The 20,711-nt window shown below is 66.2% G+C and carries 22 protein-coding genes, 3 tRNA genes and 1 pseudogene; 5 read left to right on the top strand and 21 right to left on the bottom strand.

Features of this window, described 5'->3' with window-relative positions:
• Positions 1-211: pseudogene (locus tag KM176_RS21555) on the top strand (IS5/IS1182 family transposase); the annotation flags it as partial.
• 364 nt (positions 212-575) lie between these two features.
• On the opposite strand, the gene KM176_RS21560 reads toward KM176_RS21555, so the two are convergent.
• The 7 genes from KM176_RS21560 to KM176_RS21590 form a co-directional block, all read right to left on the bottom strand.
• The gene (locus tag KM176_RS21560) at positions 576-1,220 is read right to left on the bottom strand and encodes a TetR/AcrR family transcriptional regulator (protein ID WP_160896625.1); all 645 of its coding nucleotides are present in this window, start codon (positions 1,218-1,220) and stop codon (positions 576-578) included.
• A gap of 62 nt (positions 1,221-1,282) precedes the next feature.
• Entirely contained in the window at positions 1,283-2,461 is a 1,179-nt protein-coding gene (locus tag KM176_RS21565; RefSeq protein ID WP_160896626.1) for a M24 family metallopeptidase, read from the bottom strand.
• Positions 2,462-2,492: 31 nt separating this feature from the next.
• Complete coding sequence (locus KM176_RS21570; RefSeq protein ID WP_311136191.1) at positions 2,493-3,383, bottom strand: ABC transporter permease; 891 nt, start codon at positions 3,381-3,383, stop codon at positions 2,493-2,495.
• The gene (locus KM176_RS21575) at positions 3,359-4,405 is read right to left on the bottom strand and encodes an extracellular solute-binding protein (protein WP_160896627.1); all 1,047 of its coding nucleotides are present in this window, start codon (positions 4,403-4,405) and stop codon (positions 3,359-3,361) included. Before KM176_RS21575 ends, KM176_RS21570 begins: the two co-directional genes overlap by 25 nt.
• A gap of 18 nt (positions 4,406-4,423) precedes the next feature.
• The gene (locus KM176_RS25030) at positions 4,424-5,239 is read right to left on the bottom strand and encodes an ABC transporter ATP-binding protein (protein WP_375372136.1); all 816 of its coding nucleotides are present in this window, start codon (positions 5,237-5,239) and stop codon (positions 4,424-4,426) included.
• Between the two features lie 256 nt (positions 5,240-5,495).
• Positions 5,496-6,260 (bottom strand): ABC transporter permease, encoded by a 765-nt coding sequence (locus KM176_RS21585; protein WP_311136193.1) that lies wholly within the window; start codon positions 6,258-6,260, stop codon positions 5,496-5,498.
• Between the two features lie 1,039 nt (positions 6,261-7,299).
• A tRNA-Arg gene (locus KM176_RS21590) sits at positions 7,300-7,376 on the bottom strand.
• Between the two features lie 229 nt (positions 7,377-7,605).
• On the opposite strand from KM176_RS21590, the gene KM176_RS21595 reads away from it, so the two are divergent.
• The 3 genes from KM176_RS21595 to KM176_RS21605 all read left to right on the top strand — a co-directional run bounded on the left by KM176_RS21595 (position 7,606) and on the right by KM176_RS21605 (position 11,436).
• Positions 7,606-8,205 (top strand): biliverdin-producing heme oxygenase, encoded by a 600-nt coding sequence (locus KM176_RS21595; RefSeq protein ID WP_160896629.1) that lies wholly within the window; start codon positions 7,606-7,608, stop codon positions 8,203-8,205.
• Positions 8,189-10,756 carry an HWE histidine kinase domain-containing protein gene (locus KM176_RS21600; protein WP_160896630.1) on the top strand — a complete coding sequence of 856 codons (2,568 nt, stop codon included), beginning with the start codon at positions 8,189-8,191 and terminating at the stop codon, positions 10,754-10,756. The genes KM176_RS21595 and KM176_RS21600 overlap by 17 nt, the downstream gene beginning before the upstream one ends.
• A 68-nt stretch (positions 10,757-10,824) precedes the next feature.
• A complete protein-coding gene (locus KM176_RS21605; RefSeq protein WP_160896631.1) occupies positions 10,825-11,436 on the top strand; it encodes a PAS domain-containing protein in 612 nt (203 codons plus the stop codon).
• A gap of 189 nt (positions 11,437-11,625) precedes the next feature.
• On the opposite strand, the gene KM176_RS21610 is transcribed toward KM176_RS21605, so the two are convergent.
• The 14 genes from KM176_RS21610 to KM176_RS21675 all read right to left on the bottom strand — a co-directional run bounded on the left by KM176_RS21610 (position 11,626) and on the right by KM176_RS21675 (position 20,318).
• A tRNA-Phe gene (locus KM176_RS21610) sits at positions 11,626-11,700 on the bottom strand.
• 126 nt (positions 11,701-11,826) lie between these two features.
• A complete protein-coding gene (locus KM176_RS21615) occupies positions 11,827-12,027 on the bottom strand; it encodes a DNA gyrase inhibitor YacG (RefSeq protein WP_160896632.1) in 201 nt (66 codons plus the stop codon).
• Positions 12,024-13,094, bottom strand: coding sequence for a ribonuclease E/G (locus tag KM176_RS21620; RefSeq protein WP_160896633.1), 1,071 nt, complete (start codon positions 13,092-13,094; stop codon positions 12,024-12,026). Before KM176_RS21620 ends, KM176_RS21615 begins: the two co-directional genes overlap by 4 nt.
• Positions 13,091-13,669, bottom strand: coding sequence for a Maf family protein (locus KM176_RS21625; RefSeq protein ID WP_160896634.1), 579 nt, complete (start codon positions 13,667-13,669; stop codon positions 13,091-13,093). Before KM176_RS21625 ends, KM176_RS21620 begins: the two co-directional genes overlap by 4 nt.
• Positions 13,670-13,777: 108 nt before the next feature.
• Positions 13,778-13,996 carry a translation initiation factor IF-1 gene (gene infA / locus KM176_RS21630; protein WP_007792573.1) on the bottom strand — a complete coding sequence of 73 codons (219 nt, stop codon included), beginning with the start codon at positions 13,994-13,996 and terminating at the stop codon, positions 13,778-13,780.
• Between the two features lie 85 nt (positions 13,997-14,081).
• Positions 14,082-14,972 carry a carbon-nitrogen hydrolase family protein gene (locus KM176_RS21635; protein ID WP_160896635.1) on the bottom strand — a complete coding sequence of 297 codons (891 nt, stop codon included), beginning with the start codon at positions 14,970-14,972 and terminating at the stop codon, positions 14,082-14,084.
• A complete protein-coding gene (locus tag KM176_RS21640) occupies positions 14,972-15,550 on the bottom strand; it encodes a GNAT family N-acetyltransferase (RefSeq protein ID WP_160896636.1) in 579 nt (192 codons plus the stop codon). The genes KM176_RS21635 and KM176_RS21640 overlap by 1 nt, the downstream gene beginning before the upstream one ends.
• Positions 15,547-15,945: a ketosteroid isomerase-related protein gene (locus KM176_RS21645; RefSeq protein WP_160896637.1), complete on the bottom strand. Its 399-nt coding sequence runs from the start codon at positions 15,943-15,945 to the stop codon at positions 15,547-15,549. The genes KM176_RS21640 and KM176_RS21645 overlap by 4 nt, the downstream gene beginning before the upstream one ends.
• An 18-nt stretch (positions 15,946-15,963) precedes the next feature.
• Complete coding sequence (locus tag KM176_RS21650; protein WP_268946176.1) at positions 15,964-16,422, bottom strand: arsenate-mycothiol transferase ArsC; 459 nt, start codon at positions 16,420-16,422, stop codon at positions 15,964-15,966.
• Positions 16,423-16,428: 6 nt separating this feature from the next.
• Positions 16,429-16,908, bottom strand: a complete 480-nt coding sequence (locus KM176_RS21655) for a UPF0262 family protein (RefSeq protein WP_160896694.1) — start codon at positions 16,906-16,908, stop codon at positions 16,429-16,431.
• 122 nt (positions 16,909-17,030) lie between these two features.
• A complete protein-coding gene (hisD, locus tag KM176_RS21660; protein WP_160896638.1) occupies positions 17,031-18,344 on the bottom strand; it encodes a histidinol dehydrogenase in 1,314 nt (437 codons plus the stop codon).
• A gap of 61 nt (positions 18,345-18,405) precedes the next feature.
• Complete coding sequence (locus KM176_RS21665) at positions 18,406-18,879, bottom strand: DUF2948 family protein (RefSeq protein WP_160896639.1); 474 nt, start codon at positions 18,877-18,879, stop codon at positions 18,406-18,408.
• Positions 18,880-20,148 (bottom strand): UDP-N-acetylglucosamine 1-carboxyvinyltransferase, encoded by a 1,269-nt coding sequence (murA, locus tag KM176_RS21670; RefSeq protein WP_160896640.1) that lies wholly within the window; start codon positions 20,146-20,148, stop codon positions 18,880-18,882.
• Between the two features lie 8 nt (positions 20,149-20,156).
• A complete protein-coding gene (locus KM176_RS21675; protein ID WP_202398059.1) occupies positions 20,157-20,318 on the bottom strand; it encodes a hypothetical protein in 162 nt (53 codons plus the stop codon).
• Positions 20,319-20,466: 148 nt separating this feature from the next.
• Between KM176_RS21675 and KM176_RS21680 the strand changes: the two genes are divergently transcribed.
• Positions 20,467-20,541 (top strand) — tRNA-Thr (locus tag KM176_RS21680).
• Positions 20,542-20,711 lie beyond the last annotated feature (170 nt).

Consider the following 20,711-nt stretch of genomic DNA (forward strand, 5'->3'; position numbering starts at 1 on the left):
GGGTGGAGAGGCCGATCGGATGACCCTGCGCCTCTGCACGGCTGAACACCCATTCGGCACGCTCAAGGCCTGGATGGGGCACACCCATTTCCTGACGCGGAGGCTGAAGAACGTCGGCAGCGAAATGGCGCTGAATGTCCTTGCCTACAACATCAAGCGGGTGGTCGCGTTGATCGGCATTCGGGGCCTGATGCGGGCCATTGCCGCCTGATCGGGGGCTGTCGCACCTCAAGCGCCGCCGTAACGCATTGCTTGAAAGGGATCACCAAGCCGTAACGCGCGCAAAGGGCGTCGGAGGCGGCTGAAAGTGAGCAACCGGGTAAACCAGCAGCCGTGAGCCCCTGCCGGCCCGTTTTCACACAGCCTCGGCCAGAGGCGGTCGTGCGGCGGCACGGCAGGCCCATCCCGACCTGCCCGCCTGATGTGGCATAATCCGGCATCGGCAGCGTGCCGAAGATGTGGCGGGCGTGGGGGATGCCCGCAGCATCGCGCGCAGGAAGGGCCCCGTGACCAGAAAGGTCTCCGAAACCGTCCGGGCGCAGGCCGGGGGGCCCTGCCAGCGGCGTGGCGCTGGACTAGGCCATCACCCCGGGCAGGTTCCAGGGCAAGCGGTCGTCGTTGGCGCGCAGGAAGTCGCGCCAGGAGGCCAGCAGCGTCTCGCGCTCTTCCTCGCTCTTGTCGAAGGCCATGTGAACGGCAATCCCGCGCAACATGCAGGAATTCAGACGGATGAACTGCAGCGACACGGGATCGTCCGGATCCCCGCCAAGCGCCCCGATCAGGCGCGCGTCCCGCAGATCCCGCCACTCGCCCAGTATATCGCGCAGCAACTGCCCCAATTCCACGTCCATGCGCGCGGCCAGCATCAGTTCGAGCGAGGCAACATAGGTCGGCGTGCCGAAGACATGCTGCCACAGATACTCGGTCTGCTCGGCCAGCGAGATGGTCACGCCCGGCGGCATCGCATCGTAATAGGCTTTGCGCTCGTCCCGCCATTTGGCCAGAAGATGGGCAAAGGCCGCCGCGAAAAGGGCGTTGCGAGAGCTGAAGTGATGGGTCATCGCCCCGCGCGACACGCCGGCCTTTTCGCAGACCAGCGTGGTGCTGAGCTTTTCGTAGCCGACCTCGGCCAGCGTCTCCAGCGTGGCCTCGCAGAGACGGCGCTGCATCGCGGCGGACTTGTCCGCCTGTGTCTGCCGTGCCTGTCGTGGTTCGCTCATCGCTCTCTCCCTCGCCGCCGATGAATGGGGCCCCCATCCGGTCGGCGGATGGGGGCAAGGTGTCAGAGGACCGTCTGGCTTGCCAGGTCCTTGGGCGCCTTGGTCAGCACCTCGGGTGTATCGCCGACAACGACGGTGTCATCCATACGGAAACCGCCAAGGCCCCAGATGTAAATACCGGGCTCGGCAGAAAAAACTTCGTTCGCCATGAGCGGGCGCGCATTGAAAGCCGTGTCAGCGGGATACTCGTGCCCGCGCATCCCCACGCCGTGACCGGTGCGGTGCAGGATGTTCTCGCCATAGCCGGCGCCTTCGATCACGCGGCGGGCGGTGATGTCGATTTCGCAGACCGGATTGCCGGGGCGCATGACGGAAATCGCGGCCTCCTGGGCCTCGACCGCGACATGGAAGGCCTTCTCCTGCTCCGCATTCGGGCGGCCGCAGAACCAGATCCGCTCATTCTCGACCGTGCAGCCGTTCAGGCGCGGGATCAGGATGTTCACCAGGCCATCGCCTTCCTGGATCGCGGCGCCGGTCTGGGCGCCGTTGCCATGGGGCGAGGCCGAGTGATCCCCGCGCAGCGTGTAGATGCGCCATTCGCAGTTCTGTCCCGGAAAGCGGCGGGCGCCCTCGACAATCGCCTGGCGCTGCATCTCGAGGTCAAGCTCCTGAATCAGGCGGCCGGGGCGGATGTTCTCGCGATAGCGGTCCTGCAGCCAGTCCGAGATATCCGCCGCCTCGCGCATGAGGGCCAGCTCCTCGGGGTGCTTGACCAGACGCAGGGCGCGCAGGTCCGCGTCCACCGGGGCCATCTGGCCGCTGCCCAGCGAGGCCAGGATCTTCTGCATGTGGCCGACGGCGCCGTCATGGCCGAACCGGGCCCCGTCAAGGCCGCGGGCGCGCAGGCGGTCGGCGACATGATCGTGGAAACCATCGTAGAGGCGCGCGCCCTCGCGGCGATGCTCGTAGTAGAACTCCACGTCCTGCAGCCAGGTCGAGTTGCGTTCCCGCGCGAAGCGGAAATGGTTGGTCGACAGCGAATGCAGGACGGCGAAAATCTCGCCCTCACGCGGGATCACGACGGCAATCGGGCGTTCCCAGACAGCCACGTCGACGATCCAGTTGGTATAGAACTCTGAATCCGCGCCGAACAGGATGACCGCGTCCAGGCCCTTACGGCCCATCGCGTCGCGCAGCCCCATGAGGCGATAGTCGAATACGTCGGAAGAGAGGAAACCCATGGTCGTTCTTTCTAAGGTCTTTGGCCTGCGCTCAGCGGCGGCGACGGGTGGTCAGCCGGGTGACCAGCAGGGTGGAAATGACGGTGACGGCCATCAGGATGAAGGCCAGCGCCGACCCGAAGGGCCAGTTCGCCGCCGAGGAAATCTGGTCGTAGAGGGCCGGGGCCATCATCTTGTAGCCCGGTCCGCCCAGCAGGTAGGGCGTGGCATAGGCGTTCATGCACAGGATGAAGATCAGCACGAAACCGGCCAGGACGCCGGGCATGATCATCGGCAGGAAGATCCGCGTGAAGGCCTTGGCACGGCTGGCGCCCAGATTCAGCGCCGCATCCACGATCGAGAAATCGACGTTTTCGATCACCCCCTGAAGGGTCAGGATCATGAAGGGCAGGACCACCGACAGCGTGCCGATGATGACGGCAAAGTCGGTATACATGATCTCGATCGGCTGGGAGATCAGGCCGAGCTTCATCAGCGTGACGTTGATCACCCCGCGAGAGCCGAACAGCGCGATCCAGCCGGCTGCACGCACCACGTTGCCCACCAGCAACGGGAAGATCACCAGCACCACCAGCAGGCTTTTGAACCGGCTCTGGGTGCGGGCCAGGAAATAGGCAATCGGGAAGCCCAGGATGCTGCTGCCGCAGGTCGAGACCAGGGCCACGGCCAGCGTGGTCAGGATCACCTCGTGGAAATAGGGCTCGGCCAGGAAGCGCAGATAGTTCTCAAGCGTGAAGGTCTCGCGCATCAGAACGATCGGGTCATAGGCGTTGAAGCTGTACCGCAGCAGGGTCAGCATGGGCAGCACGAGGCTGCCCAGCACCAGCAGGGTGGCCGGCGACAGGAGACCTGCCACCGAACCGATCCGCCGGGCGTTGAGGTTGGACATCGCCATCATCACGCCTTGAAGGTCTGGTTCCACCAGGTCAGCGTGTCCGACAGCTGTGCAGCCACGTAACCGTAGTCGGGGTGCACGAAGGCCTCGCGCTCGGCATCGGTGAAGCCCAGCGTCTGGCGCATCTCGTCCGGGATCTCGGCGTTCGAGACCGTCGGCAGATAGCCCATGGCCTTGGCGAAGACCAGCTGCATCGCCGGGTCCAGCATGGTGTTCAGCACGGCAGCGGCCCCGGTCGGGTTCTCGGCAAAGCGGGTCGCGGCGGCGTTGAAGGTGACGGGGATGGCGCCTTCGGACGGGGTGGCGGCGGCGACGGACAGACCGGCCTTGCTCCACTGGTAGGCGCGGGCCTTCCACATCAGGGTTGCCTTGATTTCCTTGGCTTCAAAGGCGTTGGCGATGGCCTCGTTCGAGGGATAGACCTTGGCCCCGCCGCCGGCGGCCTTCAGCTCCATCAGGGCCTCCTTGGCGGTGTCGAAGTCCGTCGCGCCGCCGCCATGGGCCAGCGAGGCGGCCAGCAGCAGCGGATTGAACAGGATGTCCGAGAAGCCGACGGCGCCACGGTATTCCTCGGTCCAGAGATCGGCGTAGGAGGTCGGCGCCTTGCTGACCTGGGTGGTGTCGTAGACGATGACCATGCCGCTGTAGATATGCGGGATCGAGTAGTCGCTGGCGAAGGTGTCGAAGACGTTGGCGTAGTTCGGGATGTCCAGGTCCGCGACCGGCGTCAGGATGTCCTGCGCGTACATCTGGTACATGTCGGTGTCCGACAGGCAGGTCACGTCCATCGCGCCGCCGCCGACGCGCGCTGCGGTCAGCAGCTTGGTCTTGCGGGCGGTCGCGCCGCCGGTGTCCAGCACCAGGCGATAGTCGGCGGTCTTGCGCAGGGCGGGCTGGACCTCGTCGGTGAGCAGGCGGGCATAGTCGCCGCCCCAGGTGCCCACGACGACCTTGCCGCCGCTTTGCGCGCGCAGCAGGCCGGGAGTTGCAAGGGTGGCCCCTGCGGCGGCGGTGCCGGCCAGGAAGGCGCGGCGGGTCGTCATCGTCATTCTTGTCTCTCCTGTGGATCAGTTGGTTTTTGTCATGTCGTCGACCAGAAGCTGCACGGCCTCGGGCCGGCAGCCGGCGGCGATCCTGTCCCCGACCCGCAGCGTCAGGCTGTCGCCGGTCCGGTTCTGGTGCGTCGCGACCAGCAGGTCGCCGCCCGGCAGGGCCAGGGCCACCTCGCTTTGCGCCCCGAGATAGGTGATGGACTGGATCCGCGCCTCGAAGCTGTTGGGCAGCCCGGTCGCGGCCGGTCCCAGGATCAGGTTCTCGGGTCGCAGGATCATGACGCGATCCGCCGGCACCCCGGCGCTGTCGCAGCGGAACAGCGTGCCACCCGCCGACAGGAAGCCCTCGGGCACGACCTTGCCGGTCAGCACGTTGGAATGGCCCAGGAAATCCGCCACGAAATAGGACGCGGGCGCAGCGTAGAGCTGTTCGGCACTGCCCTCCTGCACCACCCTGCCCGCCCGCATGATCACCAGCCGGTCGGCCATCATCAGGGCCTCCTTCTGGTCATGGGTCACGAAGACGGTGGTCAGGCCCAGCGACTTCTGCAGGTCGCGCAACTGCATGCCGACGCTCTGGCGCAGCTTGGCGTCGAGGTTCGACAGCGGCTCGTCCAGCAGGAAGACATCCGGGTTCACCACCAGCGCGCGGGCCACCGCGACGCGCTGCTGCTGGCCCCCCGACAGCTCCTTGGGATAGCGGTGGCCATAGGCGCCCAGCGAGACCAGCTCCAGCGCCTCGGCAATGCGCCGGGCGGCCTCGGGGCCGGTGATCCCGCGCATTTCCAGACCGAAGCCCACGTTCTTCTCGACCGTCAGATGCGGGAACAGGGCCTAGTTCTGGAACACCATGCCGGTGTTGCGCTTGTTCGGGGCCAGCCGGGTGACATCGCGGCCGTTGATCTCGATCTGGCCCGAGGTGACGGGCACGAACCCGGCGATCGAGCGCAGCAGCTGGTCTTGCCACAGCCCGACGAGCCCAGCAGCGCGACCAGTTCGCAGGCCCCCGCGGTCAGGTTGACACCATCCACCGCGCTGAAATTGCCGTAGTCTTTTTGGAGGTTACGGATATTGAGGTCAGCCACGGTTACACCACCTGCGAAAGTTTGACGAAGCGATCGGAGATCAGCAGAAGCGCCCCGATGATGAGGATCTGGATGGTGCTGGCCGCAGCCAGGGTCGGATCCATGCTCCATTCCAGGTACTGGAGCATGGCAATCGGCAGGGTCGTGTTGCCGGGACTTACCAGCAGGACCGAGACCTCGAGGTTCTCGAAGCTGACGACGAAGCTGAACAGCGCCGCCGCGACGATGCCGGAGCGCATCCGGGGCAGCGTGATGCGCCAGAAGGCGGTCCAGGCGCTGGCGCCGAGGTTGCGGGCGGCTTCTTCGACCGAACGGTCCAGCATCCCCATCGAGGCGACGATCAGGCGGACGCTCCAGGGGATCGTCAGCATGACATGGGCAATCACCAGTCCCGCCATCGACCGGGTCGCGTTATAGCCCGTCATCTGCGCGATCTGCAGGAAGAAGACATAAAGCGCCGTGCCGATCACGATGCCCGGCACCAGCAGCGGTGCCATCAGGAAAACCTTGATCGCCGCCTTGCCGTGAAAGTCGAACTTCACCAGCGCCAGGCTGGCCAGCACCCCCGAAACGACGCCGATCACCGTGGCCACCAGCGCGACCTGCGTGCTGGTCAGGAAGCCGCTGACGAAATCGGCCTGATCCAGGGCATTGGCAAACCAGTGAAAAGTATAGCCGGGCGGCGGGAAACTGAGGAACTGACTGTCGAAGAAGCTGACATAGGTCACCGCCGCGACAGGCAGCAGCAGGAAGAGGTAGAGCAGCACGATCAGCGCATGAAACAAAAGCCGGGAGGGGGATCGGGATTCGTGATGCGGCCATGTCTTCAATTTCCGCAGCGGCGTGGAAGTTTACCCCTGCTTCCGCCGAAGGGATGGCCCCGATTGGCTTGAGCAGGGGGAGCAGGCGAAGGCCATTGTTCCGAGAGACTGCGAACGTTGCTGAACCACTCGACCCGTTCGAGGGCGGCATATCCGACAGCCCCGAAGTTGTGCCACGGCCCGCGACGGTGGATGCCCCCGCCCCCGAAGAGGCCGTTGATCGCCTCGGCCAACGCGAAGTCCACACCCCGGCAGGGCAGTGCGAAGCAATCGCCCGAGAGGGAGAGCTGCCGTCGACGCGGCCCAGGGAGGCACCGATGATGCGCCATTTCTACGCCATGGGTTCCGGTACAATCGCGCATGACCACCCAAGCGCTCGGCGTCGCCCATGGACAGATATTGCGGCCCGCGGTCCGAAAGGGGGACGAGGCCCGCGCCCCTGAGCGTGCGGGAATCCTGAACAGCCTGTTCCGGGGTGTCGAGCCCGCCAGCCTTCGATCCGGCGTGCCCAGGCGTCGATGGCTGCGACATGCCGAAGCCCCTCCAGATGGCGACGTCGGTGAAATCGTCATCCATTGGGTCCCGACCGATGGCACCTCAAGGGAAGATCCCAGGGCCTGTTCGGAGCTGGCCCCCTGAATGCGGCCACGTCACACCCCGCCAGCTGCGCCAATTCCTCAATCCCCCTCCCCACGGAAGAGGCGATCAATAGGAAAGCAATGTCGCCGCCGAATCGCGGCATGGACGATGCAGACTCGAACGCAGCAAGGTCACAGTCAGCGGCAACTGAGGAAAGGTATTTCCGGGGATGGCCAAGAGGTTCCTGGCAAAACGAGACGCCCGGGATCAGACACAGGCAGGAAGATCCTGACCTTGCGATCATGCGCTCAGTTGGGCAACGCCACTTCGTGTTCCGGAAGGTCTTCCTGCGGGGCAGGCACCTGACATGAAAGTCAGTTTTGCCTCACACCTCAGATGAGGGAAGTGGCGCGCTGGGGAGGATTCGAACCCCCGACCCCTTGATTCGTAGTCAAGTACTCTATCCAACTGAGCTACCAGCGCGTCGTGGGGGGCGATGTACCCGCCCTGCCCGGACCACGCAAGAGGTATTTTTCGCTCCGCATCTTTTTCCCTGCGTCACCCTGTCTTTCGCCGCGCCTCTCCGCCCCTGCGCCGGCCCGTCGAAAAAATGCAGGCCCCGCGGGAACCGGATGGCCGTCCCGCGCGTTGATTGCGAATGGCCCGGATATTTTCGCCGGGCCGGCAGCCAGATCACCGGACGGGACAACGATTGGGACGACAGACAGGCCGGGAATTTCCCGCACCGAAACAGACCTCGGGCTTTCGCCACCAGCTGCGTCTTGCCACGCATTCCAGCCACGACCAGACGGAGACGCTGTTTGCCCCCTTCCAGGCCGACATGACCGGTCGGCTGGGCTGGTTCCTGGCGGCGCAACGCAGCGGCCTCGGCGCACTTGCCCAGGGGCTGCCTGCAGACGATCCCGCCCGTATCCTGCCGGACCGGCTGTGCCGGATCCTCGACGCCGACCTCGCTGCCCTGGACCAGCCCTGGACCCCCCTGCCCGCGCCGGTCTCCTGTGATCCGCTGGCGGTGCGCTACATCGTGCTGGGATCGCGGCTGGGCACGGAACTGCTGCGCCGCCGGCTGGCCCAGCATCTGCCCGACACCCGCATCCCCGGCTATTTCGCCCCCGCCGATCATGGCCGCGCCTGGAGCACCCTGTGCGCCGAGCTGGACGCCATCGACCCGGCTTCCGAACAGGCGCTGCGGCTGATCGACCAGGCCTGCACCGCCTTCGACCTTTTCCGCCGCGCCGCCCTTGCCCAGCCCCACCCGACCGGAGCCCCCGACCATGCCGCAATCGCCTGAGGCCGCCACCGATCTGACCAATTGCGACCGAGAGCCGATCCACCTGCTGGGCCGGGTGCAGTCCTACGGCGCGCTGCTGGCGGTCTCCTCGGACTGGATCGTGCAACATGCCTCCGACAACCTGCTGGCCATCTTCGGGGTGGAAAGCTGCGCCGCCCTGGGCCGCCCCCTGTCCGAGCTGATCTCGCCCGAGGGGCTGTCGCTGATCCGGCGCAACCTGCACGGGCTGGAAAACCGCGATGGCGCGGTGCGGCTGTTCGCGGTGCCGCTGCGCCCGCGCCGGGGCACCTACGACATCTGCCTGCACCAGTCCGGCAACCATATCCTGATCGAGCTGGAGCCCAAGCACGCGCGCTCCGAACGCGACCTGATGACCGAGGTCTATCCCCAGATCGCCGCCCTGCGCCGCGATCGCGGGCTGACCGCGCTGGCCCGGGACGCCGCCCGCGCGCTGCAGGCCCTCTCGGGCTTCGACAGCGTGATGGTCTACCAGTTCCAGCCCGACCTGTCGGGCCGGGTAATCGCCGAAAGCCGGCTGGACGGGAAGAACCGCTACGACGGGCTGATGTTCCCGGCCTCCGACATTCCGGTGCAGGCGCGCGCGCTCTACAAGCGCTCCCTGTTGCGGCTGATCGCCGATGTCGATGATCCCGGCAGCCCGGTGCGTCCGGGGCTCGACGATGGCGGGCTGCCGCTCGACCTGTCGCTGGCGGTGACCCGCGCCGTGTCCCCGATCCATATCGAATACCTGCGCAACATGAAGGTGCGGGCTTCGATGTCGGTGTCGATCATGAAGGACGGAGAGCTCTGGGGCCTCTTCGCCTGCCACAATGCCACGCCGCATTACATCGACTACGAGCGGCGCACCGCGATCGAGATGTTCGCCCACATGTTCGCCTATGAGCTGAGCCGCTTTGAGGAAACCCGCCGCAAGCAGGCCGAATCCGAGACCAACCGCCTGCAGACCCGGCTGATGGCGCAGATGGCCGATGGCCACGGCCTGTCCGAAAGCCTGATGGCCGTGTCCGAGGACATCGCCGGCGTGATTCCCCATGACGGCATCATCCTGTTCGAGAACGACACGTTCCACGCCCGCGGGCGCACCCCCTCGGAAGAGGAGTTCCGCTCGCTCGCGCGCTATCTTGATCGCAGCATCGGCAATGGCGTCCACGCCACCGACCGGCTGTCGGCGGGGCATCCGCCGGCGCGCGACTATGCCGGGCGCTGTGCCGGGCTGCTGGCAATCCCGATCTCGAAACGACCGCGCGACTATCTGGTGCTGTGCCGCCGGGAGGTGCGCGACACCGTGGAATGGGCGGGCGAACCCGCCAAGGCCATGGAGGTCGGCCCGAACGGCACCCGCCTGACCCCGCGCCGCAGCTTCGAGATCTGGCAGGAAACCGTCGAGGGACGCTCGGTCGCCTGGTCGGACCAGGAACTGCATTCCGCCGAGCTGCTGCGCATCGTCCTGCTGGAGATCTTCCTGAAGATCACCGATGCCTCCAACCTGGAACGCAAGCGCGCCCAGGAACAGCAGCAGCTGCTGATCTCCGAGCTGAACCACCGGGTGCGCAACATCCTGAACCTGATGCGCGGGCTGCTGGCGCAGACGCGTTCCTCGGCGCGCACGATGGAGGAGTTCACCCAGAACCTCGATGGCCGCATCCACGCGCTGGCCCGGGCCCATGACCAGCTGACCAGCGAACAGTGGGAGCCCGCCTCGCTTTGCGCCCTGATCCGCTGCGAGATCGCCGCCTATGCCAGCGGCGGCGCCGAGCGGCTGGTGATCGAGGGACCGGACGCGATGATCTCGCCTCAGGCCTTCACCACCATGGCGCTTGTGCTGCACGAGCTGGCCACCAATTCGGTCAAGTACGGCGCGCTGAAGGAACCCTCGGGCCGGGTCAACGTGACCCTGAAGGAAGAGCCCGGCGGCAGCCTGTCGCTGGCCTGGATCGAACGCGGCGGTCCGGCGGTGACCCCGCCCAAGCGGCGCGGCTTCGGCACGATGATCATCGAGGGATCCATCCCGCATGAACTGAAGGGCGATGCCGATGTCTCCTACCGGCTGACCGGGCTTGAGGCGCGCTTCCGACTGCCCGCGCAAGTGATCTCCTCGATCGGAACGGACCCGGCGCTTGCGGCAGCCCCGGCCCCCGCCGGCGACAGTGTCCCGACGGGCCTGACCGGCACCGGGATCGTGCTGGAGGATACGCTGATCATCGCCATGGACGCCGCCGGCATCCTTGAGGACATGGGCGCCGAGGAGGTCAAGATCTTTTCCGGCGTGCAGGCCGCGCTGCGTTTCCTGGAGGACAACCGGGTCGATTTCGCCCTGCTCGACGTCAACCTCGGAGAGGAACAGTCGATCCCGGTGGCGGAACGGCTGCATACCATGGGCACGCCCTTCGTGCTGGCGACCGGCTATGGCGCCACGCCCGAACTGCTGGAAGCCTACCCGCCCTGCGTCGTCGTCCAGAAGCCGTTCTCGGCCAGTTCCCTGGCCGCCGCCTTCACCCGGGCACAGGCGGGCGATTTGACCGCCGGGTAATCACTCGGCGCTTGGAAAGCGACAATCCGCCGGCGTATATCTCTCGCGGTGACGTGAGGATAAAGGTGATGGTGGTAGTCTTCGACCCGGAAAAGCTGACGGCGCGGTCCGTTTCCGTGATGCGTGACCATCTGGCGCAACGCAACCCGCTCTGCGCGACGGTGCTGAACCGCGCCGGAGAGGTCATGGCGATCAACCGGCGCGGCCTGGACCAGTTCCGCCTGGAGGAGGCCTCGGTCTGCGGCAGCACCTGGAGCGCCCTGTGGGGCGGTATGGCGCAGGAGCGGACAGAGATCGCGGTGGCCGCGGCCTTCGAGGGCTCCGCCTCGCGGTTCCGCGCCCTCTACCACGGCACACCCTACCCCACCCTCTGGGACGTCGAGGTCCTGCCGCTGGAATGGCAGGACGGCCAGGTCCTGAGCGCGCTGACCGTCTCCACGCTGCTGGAGGTCTCGGAGGCGGAGGCGGCAGAGGCCGGCCCGGATCCGCTGATGCAGCGCCTGGGCGAGGCACTGCATGCCATGGCGAACATCTCGGGCATCAGTGCCAGCAGCGCCAACATCCTGCGGCGCAACTATGACGACCCGATGCTTGCGCAGCTGGCCGATGGTCTGGAAGAAGCCGCCGAACGGGCCCGCCATGCCATCGAGACGGTGAAGCGCGACCTGTCGCTGAGCTGAGCGCCCGCCCCCAACCTGCCAGACAACCAAAGCCGCCGGACGGGCCTGCCATGGGTCCGTTCGCGGGCGCCCCTGCCCGGATCCCCGGCCCTTGCGCGGATGCCAAGCCGAGGCCCGGCGGCAACCGCAGGCCCGAAACGAAGAAACGCGCCCCGAAGGACGCGTCTTGATGATCTTCTAGGTAAGAAGTGGTGCCCAGGGGCGGAATCGAACCACCGACACGAGGATTTTCAATCCACTGCTCTACCCCTGAGCTACCCGGGCACCGGGGAGGACGCTGTTGTCGTCCTCGGGTGAGGCGTCTTCTAAGTGAGGGCGCCGGTCCTGTCCAGAGGCTTTTTCGAAAAAATCACCCCCGGACAGGTTTACCTTACAACCCCCTGAGACTGTTCAGGAAAGCCGTCCCGAAGGCGGGCCCTTCAGCAGGTCCTGCTCCAGCGCATCCAGGGCTTCCTCGATGTCCTTGGGATCGGTCGAGGGGACGGCATAGCCGCCGCCCAGCCAGCGCGACAAGTCGATGTCGGCGCAGCGCTTGGAACAGAAGGGCCGGTACTTCGGATCGGTTTTCGCAGAGCAGATCGGGCAGGTCATGCCATCAGCTTCGCAAGAATTCCGGCCTGGGGCAAACGGTCCCGCTTGCGCTGCAGCTCGAAATTGCCAAGCGGCGTCCAGCCGGCCAGCACCGTCTCGATCTGGTCGGCGCGGAAGGCCGCCTTGATGGCCCCCTCGAACTGGCGACGGTCCTTCTTCCCCATCGGCGCGAGGTCGAGGTAGATGATGCCGCCAAGGCCGCGCACCCGCAACTGGCGCGGCAGCTCGCGTGCGGCGTTGAGGTTGGCCTTCAGGCCTGCCGCCGGGCTGTTGTCGCCGCCGGTGTTCACGTCGATGCTAACGCAGGCCCGCGTCGCCTCGATGAAAAGCGACCCGCTGCCCGAAAGCGGCGCCTCGGTGCCGAACGGGCCCAGCAGATCCAGCACGCCCTCGGCCTCGAAGGCGGCCAGCGGCTTGGCGCCGGGATCGCTGACCTGGGACTGCGGCCAGTCGCGCAGCGCAAGCTCGTGGGCGGTGGGCCCATCGACCAGCAGCTCGGCCTCGCTGCCCTCGTCGGCCAGCACCTGCGCGGCCAGATCGGCCATGGCGGCGATATCCTCGGCCACGTCCTCCATGTCGGCGCCCTCGCAGGCCGATCGCAGGATCAGCCCCGCGCCCAGCTCGGCCACCGGATGCGATCCGAAGACCTCATGGGCGATCACCGTCAGCTCGTCGCGCAGGTCGTCGTCCTTCAACGCGCGAGAGATGTTCATGCCCGGCGCGCCGGGGGTGACGATGGCATAGCGGCTCTTGAACAGGACCTTGGTGGTCAGCGGCAGCGCCTTGCCGGGCTCGGCATAGCCGGTGACCTGCACCATGACCGTCTGGCCCGGCGCATAGCCGCGCAGCTGGCGCAGGAAGCCCATGCCCTCGGGGGTCTTCACGAACATCCCCCCCTGCCCCTTCACGGGACGGTCGCAGATGGCACGGTAGATGGCGCCCGGCGCGGGCTGGTCGGGGTGATCGACGATCAGATCCTGAAGCCGCCCCTCCGCGATCAGCGCCGCAGCTTCGACGGTCTCGCCGTCCATGTCGATGTGATCGAGGACGATCTGGCTGCCCTTCATGCCTCTTCCCTCCAGAGCGGCCAGCCGGCGGCGCTCAGCAATGTTGCGGTTTCGGCGACGGGCAGGCCCATCACCGCGGAAAACGATCCCTGGATCCAGGGAATGAAGGCGCCCGCAGGCCCCTGAATGCCGTAGCCCCCGGCCTTGCCCTGCCAGTCTCCGGTGGCAAGATAGCCGTTCACCTCGATATCCGAGAGGCGTTTCATGCTGACCTGGGTCACCACGTCCCGCTCCCAGAGGCGATCGCCCAGCTTCACCGCCAGCGCGGTGATCACCCGGTGGCGCCGCCCGGAAAGCGCATGCAGGAAGGCGGCGGCCTCTCCGGCATCGGCGGGCTTGCCCAGGATGCGACGCCCAAGCGCCACGGTGGTATCGGCAACCAGCACCAGCTCATCGGCAGTGGCGACGACGGCCTCGGCCTTCTCGCGGGCCATGCGCTGGCAATAGGGGCGCGGCAGCTCGGCCTTCAGCGGCGTCTCGTCGATGTCGGGGGGGCGGATGTCGTCGGGGACCAGCCCGAGCTGGGCCAGAAGCTCCAGCCGGCGGGGGCTGCCCGATCCGAGGATGAGTTTCATGCGGGCCTCTCAAAGTCCTGCGGGGAAAACCTGTTCCCCGTTGAGAAAAAGGCCCGCCGTCTCCGGCAGGCCCTTTGCATTCTGTCGTGCCGCTTGCGCGGAGGCTTCTTACTTGAAGCGATAGTTAATCCGGCCCTTGGTCAGATCGTAGGGGGTCATTTCGACCTGCACGCGGTCGCCTGCGAGGACGCGGATACGGTTCTTCCGCATCTTGCCTGCCGTGTGTGCGATGATCTCATGGCCGTTCTCGAGCTCGACCCGGAAAGTCGCATTGGGCAGGAGTTCCTTCACGACGCCGGGGAATTCGAGAATGTCTTCCTTGGCCATGTGTACTCCATATTTGAGGGAATCCGTTCCCACGGAACGGATGGCGCGTAAATGAGCCTTGTTCGACGAAAATTCAAGGCTGAATCTACTTAAGAACGCAAAGTTCCACGGGCTCGGGTCCTGCGACCGTCCCGCCGGGCTGTTCCGTCCAGTGCGCGCGGTTGCGCACGTTGCCGTTCTCGCGCACTTCGGCGACCCGGGCAAGGTCCACCTCGGCATAGGTCCAGCCGGGCTGGTTCAAATTCCCCTCGGCCAGAACGCCGGTGGGCGGAAAACCGGCATCGGGAGGGCCGAAGACGCCGCCCATGCCGACGTTCTGCGACACGGCCTCGATCGCCGGAAAATCCCCCACGATCGAGGACATGACGCTGATGAACTGGTTTTCCAGCGCCCGCGCCATGGCACCGATGCGCACCCGCCAGTAGCCTTCCAGCGCCTCCGTGCAGGAGGGCACCAGCAGCAGCACCGCATCGCGCTGCGCGCGGGCATGCAGCGGGTATTCGCTGTCGTAGCAGATGTTGACGGCGATCTTGCCAAGCGCCGTGTCGAAGACCTTCAGCGGCGCCAGCCCCGAGACGCCCCAGGGATCCCGCTCCCAAAGGGTCATGATCAGCTTGTCCTGGAACCCCATCTGCCCGGTCGGGGTGTAAAGATGCGCGCGGTTCACCAGCATCCCGTCCTCAAGGTAGACCGGCCCCGAGGCACCCAGGATATGCACGCCGAAGCGCGCCGCCAGCGCCAGGTGCAGCCCATGCACCTTCGGGAACAGATCCGAGACGGTGCGGCTGGCGCGTTCCAGATCGGCGCAGGCTCCGGCCCCGCCCAGGGTGGCCAGCTCCATCGCGGCATATTCCGGGAAGACCAGCAACTCGGCCCCCGCCCCGGCCGCCTCGGCGACCCAGGCGGTCAGCTTGGTCTCGTAGGCGGACCAGTCCTCGAAGGCGTGAAGCGGATAGGCGGCGGTGGCAAGTTTCATCAGAGGCTCTTCATCCAGAATTGCAGCGGGTGCGGCGTGGCTTCGGCCGCACCGATATCGGTCCAGTGGAAGGTCGCGACGACCCCGGGCAGCGGGGCATAGCCACGCTTGCGCCAGAAACCGTCAAGGGGGCGGTAGTCCGCGGGCCGGGCCGGGTGATCGGCGGGGCGCTGGACCCCGCAGAAGGCGCTGTAGCGGCGCCCAAGCGCCCGGGCATGGGATTCGCGGGCATCGAAGAAGGCATGTCCGATCCCCTGCCCCCGGTAGTCGGGCAGCAGCACCGATTCCGCGCAGTAGAAGACCTGTTCCAGCGCTTCGGGACGCCCGGCGAAGGGGGCGGCGAAATCGTCCGAATGTGCCTCCATCCCCATGCCGGTGGCGACACCGACAATTAGGGGACCGTCGAAGGCCGCGACCACCACGGCGGTTTCCGACAGGTAGTCGGCCAGATAGCCGCGCTCGTACTCCAGAGTGCCCTCGTAAAGATAGGGCCAGTCCCGGAACACCGCGATGCGCAGCCGGGCCACGTCGTCCAGGGCGCCTTCCAGCCGGGCGCCGGTCAGCACCTCGACCTTCACGCCGAGACCTGACGGATCCAGTCGGCCAGGTTGTAATAGGTCGTCACCCGCGAGATCAGACCATCCTCATCCAGATCAAAGAACGAACCCGCCGGCAGGCGGTAGGTCTGGCCCCGGGCCTCGGGAAGGCCCGCGTCGGTCTGAAGATAGGTGCCGTTGACGATGAACTCTGCCGCCGCGCGCCGACCGCCCTCGGCCTCGAAGATCACCATGTCGGTCAGGGTTTCGCGGTAGCTGCGGGTCATGTGGGCGTTGAATTCCGCGAACAGCGCCTTGCCGCGACGGATCTGGCCCTCGTTGACATGATGCGCGATGTCCTCGGACAGGCAGTCCAGCATGGCGTCGGTGTCACCGGCGTTGAAGGCCGCGAAATAGCGGCGGATGGTGTCGGTCATCAGGATATCCTTGGAAAGTCAGCGCTTGGGCGGTTCTCCGAACCGCCGTTTCAGGCGCTCGATGATCTGATCGCGGCTTTGCCGGTAGGCATTCAGCTTCTGATCACGGGTTTCGCCGATCCCGGTGGGATCCATGATCGGCCAGTATTCCACCTCGAGGTGGAAATGCCGCGTCAGCTCCAGCGCCGAGCGCTGGCTGGCCGGCGACAGGGCGACGACCAGATCGAAGGACGAAAGATCGTCCCCCCATTCCTGCATTTCCTCGAAAGAGCGCGAGCGGTGGCGTTCCAGCTCCACGCCCATCTCGGCGCAGACCGCGATGCAGAAGCCGTCGACTTCCAGATCATTGTGGACGCCGACGGACTGGACGTAGATGTCGCGCCCGTAGAACGCCTTCATGATCCCCTCTGCCATGGGGGATCGAACCGCGTTGTGATCGCAGCAGAACAACACCGATTGCGGACGTTCCGCTGGCAAGTCGCTTCAACCTCCGAAGTGCAGCACGCAGATCAGCGTGAACAATCGGCGCGCCGTGTCATGATCGACGATGGCCTTGCCCTCGAGACGCTCCACGAGCACGCGCGCGCCCTCATCATGGATGCCCCGGCGCGCCATGTCGATGGTCTCGATCTGCGCGGGGGGCAGATTCTTGACTGCATCGAAGTAGCTTTTGCAGATCGCAAAATAATCCTTCACCACCTGCCGGAACGGGCCCAGAGACAGCAGGAAGGTGGTGGCCTCCGCCCCGTCCTCGGTCCGGATATCGAAGACCAGCCGCTTTTCCCGAATCGACAGACCCACCTTGTAGGGCCCCTCGGGCACGACCCGATCATCCCGCTTCGGCAGGGTGAAGGAGTTCTCCTCCATCAGGTCGAACATGGCGACGCGGCGCTCCTGCTCGATCTCCGGGGTCGGGGGCGGCAGATTGCGGTCGTCCAGTTCGATATGGGTGATGCGAGACATGAGCATCGGATCCCCTCGGGTTGTGGATTTTCCTGCGAGCAACTTATGCTGCATCGCAGAAAAACGCCACAAAATCTTAACAAACGGTAAACGCGTTTGCGCGATCCTGTGGCGCCTTGGCCTCAACCTTCGGGGGTGTCGTTCAGCTTGTTCAGGCGGGCCCGAACGGAAAGGCCATGGGCCTCAAGGCTTTCCGAGATCGCGAGGGTTTCGGCTGCCGGTCCGATAGCACGCAGCGCCGCAGGCGTCATTTGTGCCAAGGTCGTACGCTTCAGGAAGTCCAGAACCGAGAGGCCGGAGGAGAATCGTGCCGAGCGCGCAGTGGGCAGCACGTGGTTCGGCCCGCCGACGTAATCGCCGATCGCCTCCGGGGTCCAGGCGCCCAGGAAGATCGCGCCGGCATGGGTGCAGTGCTCCGCCAGCGCCTGCGGATCGGCCACGCACAGCTCCAGGTGTTCGGGGGCGATGCGGTTGGACAGGGCCGTGGCCTCGTCCATGTCGCGCACGGTGATCACCGCGCCATAGTCGCGCCAGCTTGCCCCGGCGATACTGCGGCGCTCCAGCGTCTCAAGGCGCTTCTCGACGGCCTCGGCCACGGCCTGACCGAAGGCGGCGTCATCGGTGATCAGCAGCGACTGGGCGCTTTCGTCATGCTCGGCCTGGCTCATCAGGTCGAGCGCGATCCAGTCGGGATCATTGTCGCTGTCGGCGATCACCAGGATTTCCGACGGGCCGGCGATCATGTCGATGCCGACCTTGCCGAAGACCCGGCGCTTGGCGGCCGCCACGAAGGCATTGCCCGGGCCCGTGATCTTGTCGACGGGGCGGATGCTTTCGGTGCCATAGGCCAGCGCGGCAATCGCCTGGGCACCGCCGACGCGGTAGATCACGTCGACCCCGGCCAGGCGCGCGGCCATCAGCACCAGCGGGTTGGCCTTGCCATCGGGCGTCGGCACGGCAATCGCCAGACGCTCTACCCCCGCGACCTTGGCGGGAATGGCGTTCATCAGCACCGAAGAGGGATAGGAGGCCAGCCCGCCCGGCACGTAGAGACCCGCAGCCGACACCGCCGACCAGCGCCAGCCCAGCGAGGCGCCATCGGGATCGGTCCAGAAGGCGTTCTCGGGCATCTGGCGGACGTGGTAGGCGCGGATGCGCTGCGCGGCGGTTTCCAGCGCCTGCTTCTCGGCCGGGGGGACCTGGGCGCAGTAGGCGTCGATCTCGGCTTCCGAGAAGGCCAGCGTTTCCGGCGTCAGCTCCAGCCGGTCGAAGCGCGAGGTGTAGTCGATGACGGCGGCATCGCCACGGGCACGCACATCGGCGATGATCGCGGCGACGGCCGCGTCCACATCGGGGCTGTCCTCGCGCTTGGCGTTCAGCAGCGCGGTGAAACGGGTTTCGAAATCGGCGTCAGCCGTGGACAGGAATTGCGGCATGGGACCCTCCGGCGCGGTTCGCCCCTCCTTACAGGGGGGGCGCCCGCGCCTCAAGGTCGTGTCAGACCCCGTGGTCCGGGGCCTTGCCCGAAGGCGCACGATAGGGCCGCGTCACGTCGCGCAGCCGCACCTCCAGCGCCTCCAGGGTCAGGCGGATCGCGCCATCGCCTGCCAGCGTCAGCACCAGCGTGCCGCCCGGCGGTTCTGCATCCGGGGTGAAATCGACCGAGAGGATCGAGAGGATCGTCTCGGGATCCTCCCGGCTGATCCCCTGCCCCGCGACCCCCAGCACGTTCTCGAAGACCAGCATCGACTGGACCCGTTCGGCGCCGTGTCGGTCGCGCCCGCCATCTTCCCAGCGGAAGCGGTTCACCAGCAGGGCAAAGCGGCGTTCCTGCTTGAGAAAGCGCATCTCCTTCAGCGGAACGATGGCATCCTGCACCAGCGCCGAGATCACCTGAAGGTCCTCGGGCTCCAGCGCGCCCAGGTTCAGCGGTGCCTCGCGGGCGTCTTCGAAACGTGCGTCTTCGGTCATTTACTGCCCCGTGATCCGTTCGATCTTGGCTCCGCAGGCCCCCAGCTTCTCCTCGACGCGTTCATATCCGCGGTCGAGGTGGTAGACGCGGCTGACCACAGTTTCGCCTTCTGCGGCCAGACCTGCAAGGATCAGGCTGACGGAAGCGCGCAGATCGGTCGCCATGACCGGTGCGCCCTTCATCTTGGGCACGCCGTGAACGGTCGCATGGCCACCGTGGACCTCGATATTGGCGCCCATGCGGATCAGTTCCGGCGCGTGCATGAAGCGATTCTCGAAGATCTTCTCTTCCAGCACGGCGGTGCCCTCGGCGGTGCACATCAGCGCCATCATCTGGGCCTGCAGATCGGTCGGGAAACCCGGGAAGGGTTCGGTGACCACATCCACGGCCTTCACCCGGCCATTGCGGCGCTCGACCGCCAGGCCCTGCGCGGTCTCTTCAACCGAAACGCCGGCCTCTTCCAGCTTGTCGCAGAAGGCCGCCAGCAGATCGCGACGCCCGCCCAGCAGCTCCACCCGGCCGCCGCAGATCGCGGGGGCCAGCATGTAGGTGCCCAGCTCGATCCGGTCGGTGACGACGGGGTGCGTCGCGCCGCCCAGACGGTCGACGCCCTGAATGGTGATGGTCGAGGCCCCCTCGCCCTCGATCTGCGCGCCCATGCGACGCAGGCATTGGGCCAGATCGACGATCTCGGGCTCGCGCGCGGCGTTCTTCAGCACCGTGGTGCCCTTGGCCAGCGTCGCCGCCATCAGCGCGTTCTCCGTCGCCCCGACCGAGACCAGCGGGAATTCGTAGATGCCGCCCTTCAGGCCGCCCGGCGCCTTGGCATGGACATAGCCTTCCTTCAGCTCAAGCTCGGCGCCCATGGCCTCCAAAGCGCGCAGGTGCAGATCGACGGGGCGCGCCCCGATGGCGCAGCCGCCGGGCAGCGACACGATGGCATGGCCCTCGCGCGCCAGCATCGGCCCCAGCACCAAGATCGAGGCCCGCATCTTGCGCACGATGTCGTAATCGGCGCGGTGGTTGTTCAGGTCATGGCTGGACATGGCCAGCACCTTGCCGTCCTGCATCCGGGTCACTTCCGCACCCAGCGATTCCAGCAGGGTGGTCATGGTCCGGATGTCCGACAGACGCGGCGCATTGGTCAGCGTCAGCGGCTCCTCGGAAAGCAGCGTGGCCGGCATCAGCGTGAGGCAGGCATTCTTCGCCCCCGCGATCGGGATCTGCCCGTTCAGAGGGCCGTTGCCCGTCACCAGAATCGAATCCATCTGCTCTCTCAATCCTTGTTCTTGTCGTCGCGCGCGTCTTCTTCGCCCGACTCGTTTGCCTTGCGTGCCCGGGCCTGTGCCTTGCGCCGCCCGAGATTCGCCTTGAGGGCCGCCTTCAGCCGGTCTTCCCTGCTCTGCAGGCCCTTTTCATGGGGGGATCTATCGCTCATGCGCCTTCTGTAAAGGAGCCGAAAAAAAGCGTCCAGTTTCTGCTTGCGCCCTTCGGAGTTCACCGCTAGATACCCGCTCACGGTCGGCGGAGACGCTGACACGGACAGTCGGACTGACGAAAGTTGAGGCTTTCAGGGTCCGCCGGACGCCGCAGTAGCTCAGTGGTAGAGCGCACCCTTGGTAAGGGTGAGGTCGGGAGTTCAATCCTCCCCTGCGGCACCACAAATCACCAAAAATCAAAGACTTGTCAGATCTCTGGCAGCCGAATTGCATTGCTTGGGGTGATCTGTTCAGCCCGTTGCATCCTGTTTCCGTTCAAGGGAACAGCTGCCACACCCCCAGGCGGGCAGCCCCCGGTCGATGACCGAAGGCCGCGCCGCGCGGGGCGCTTT

The sequence above is a fragment of the Pseudooceanicola endophyticus genome (assembly GCF_018760365.1).
GTDB classification, from domain to species: domain Bacteria; phylum Pseudomonadota; class Alphaproteobacteria; order Rhodobacterales; family Rhodobacteraceae; genus Pseudooceanicola; species Pseudooceanicola endophyticus.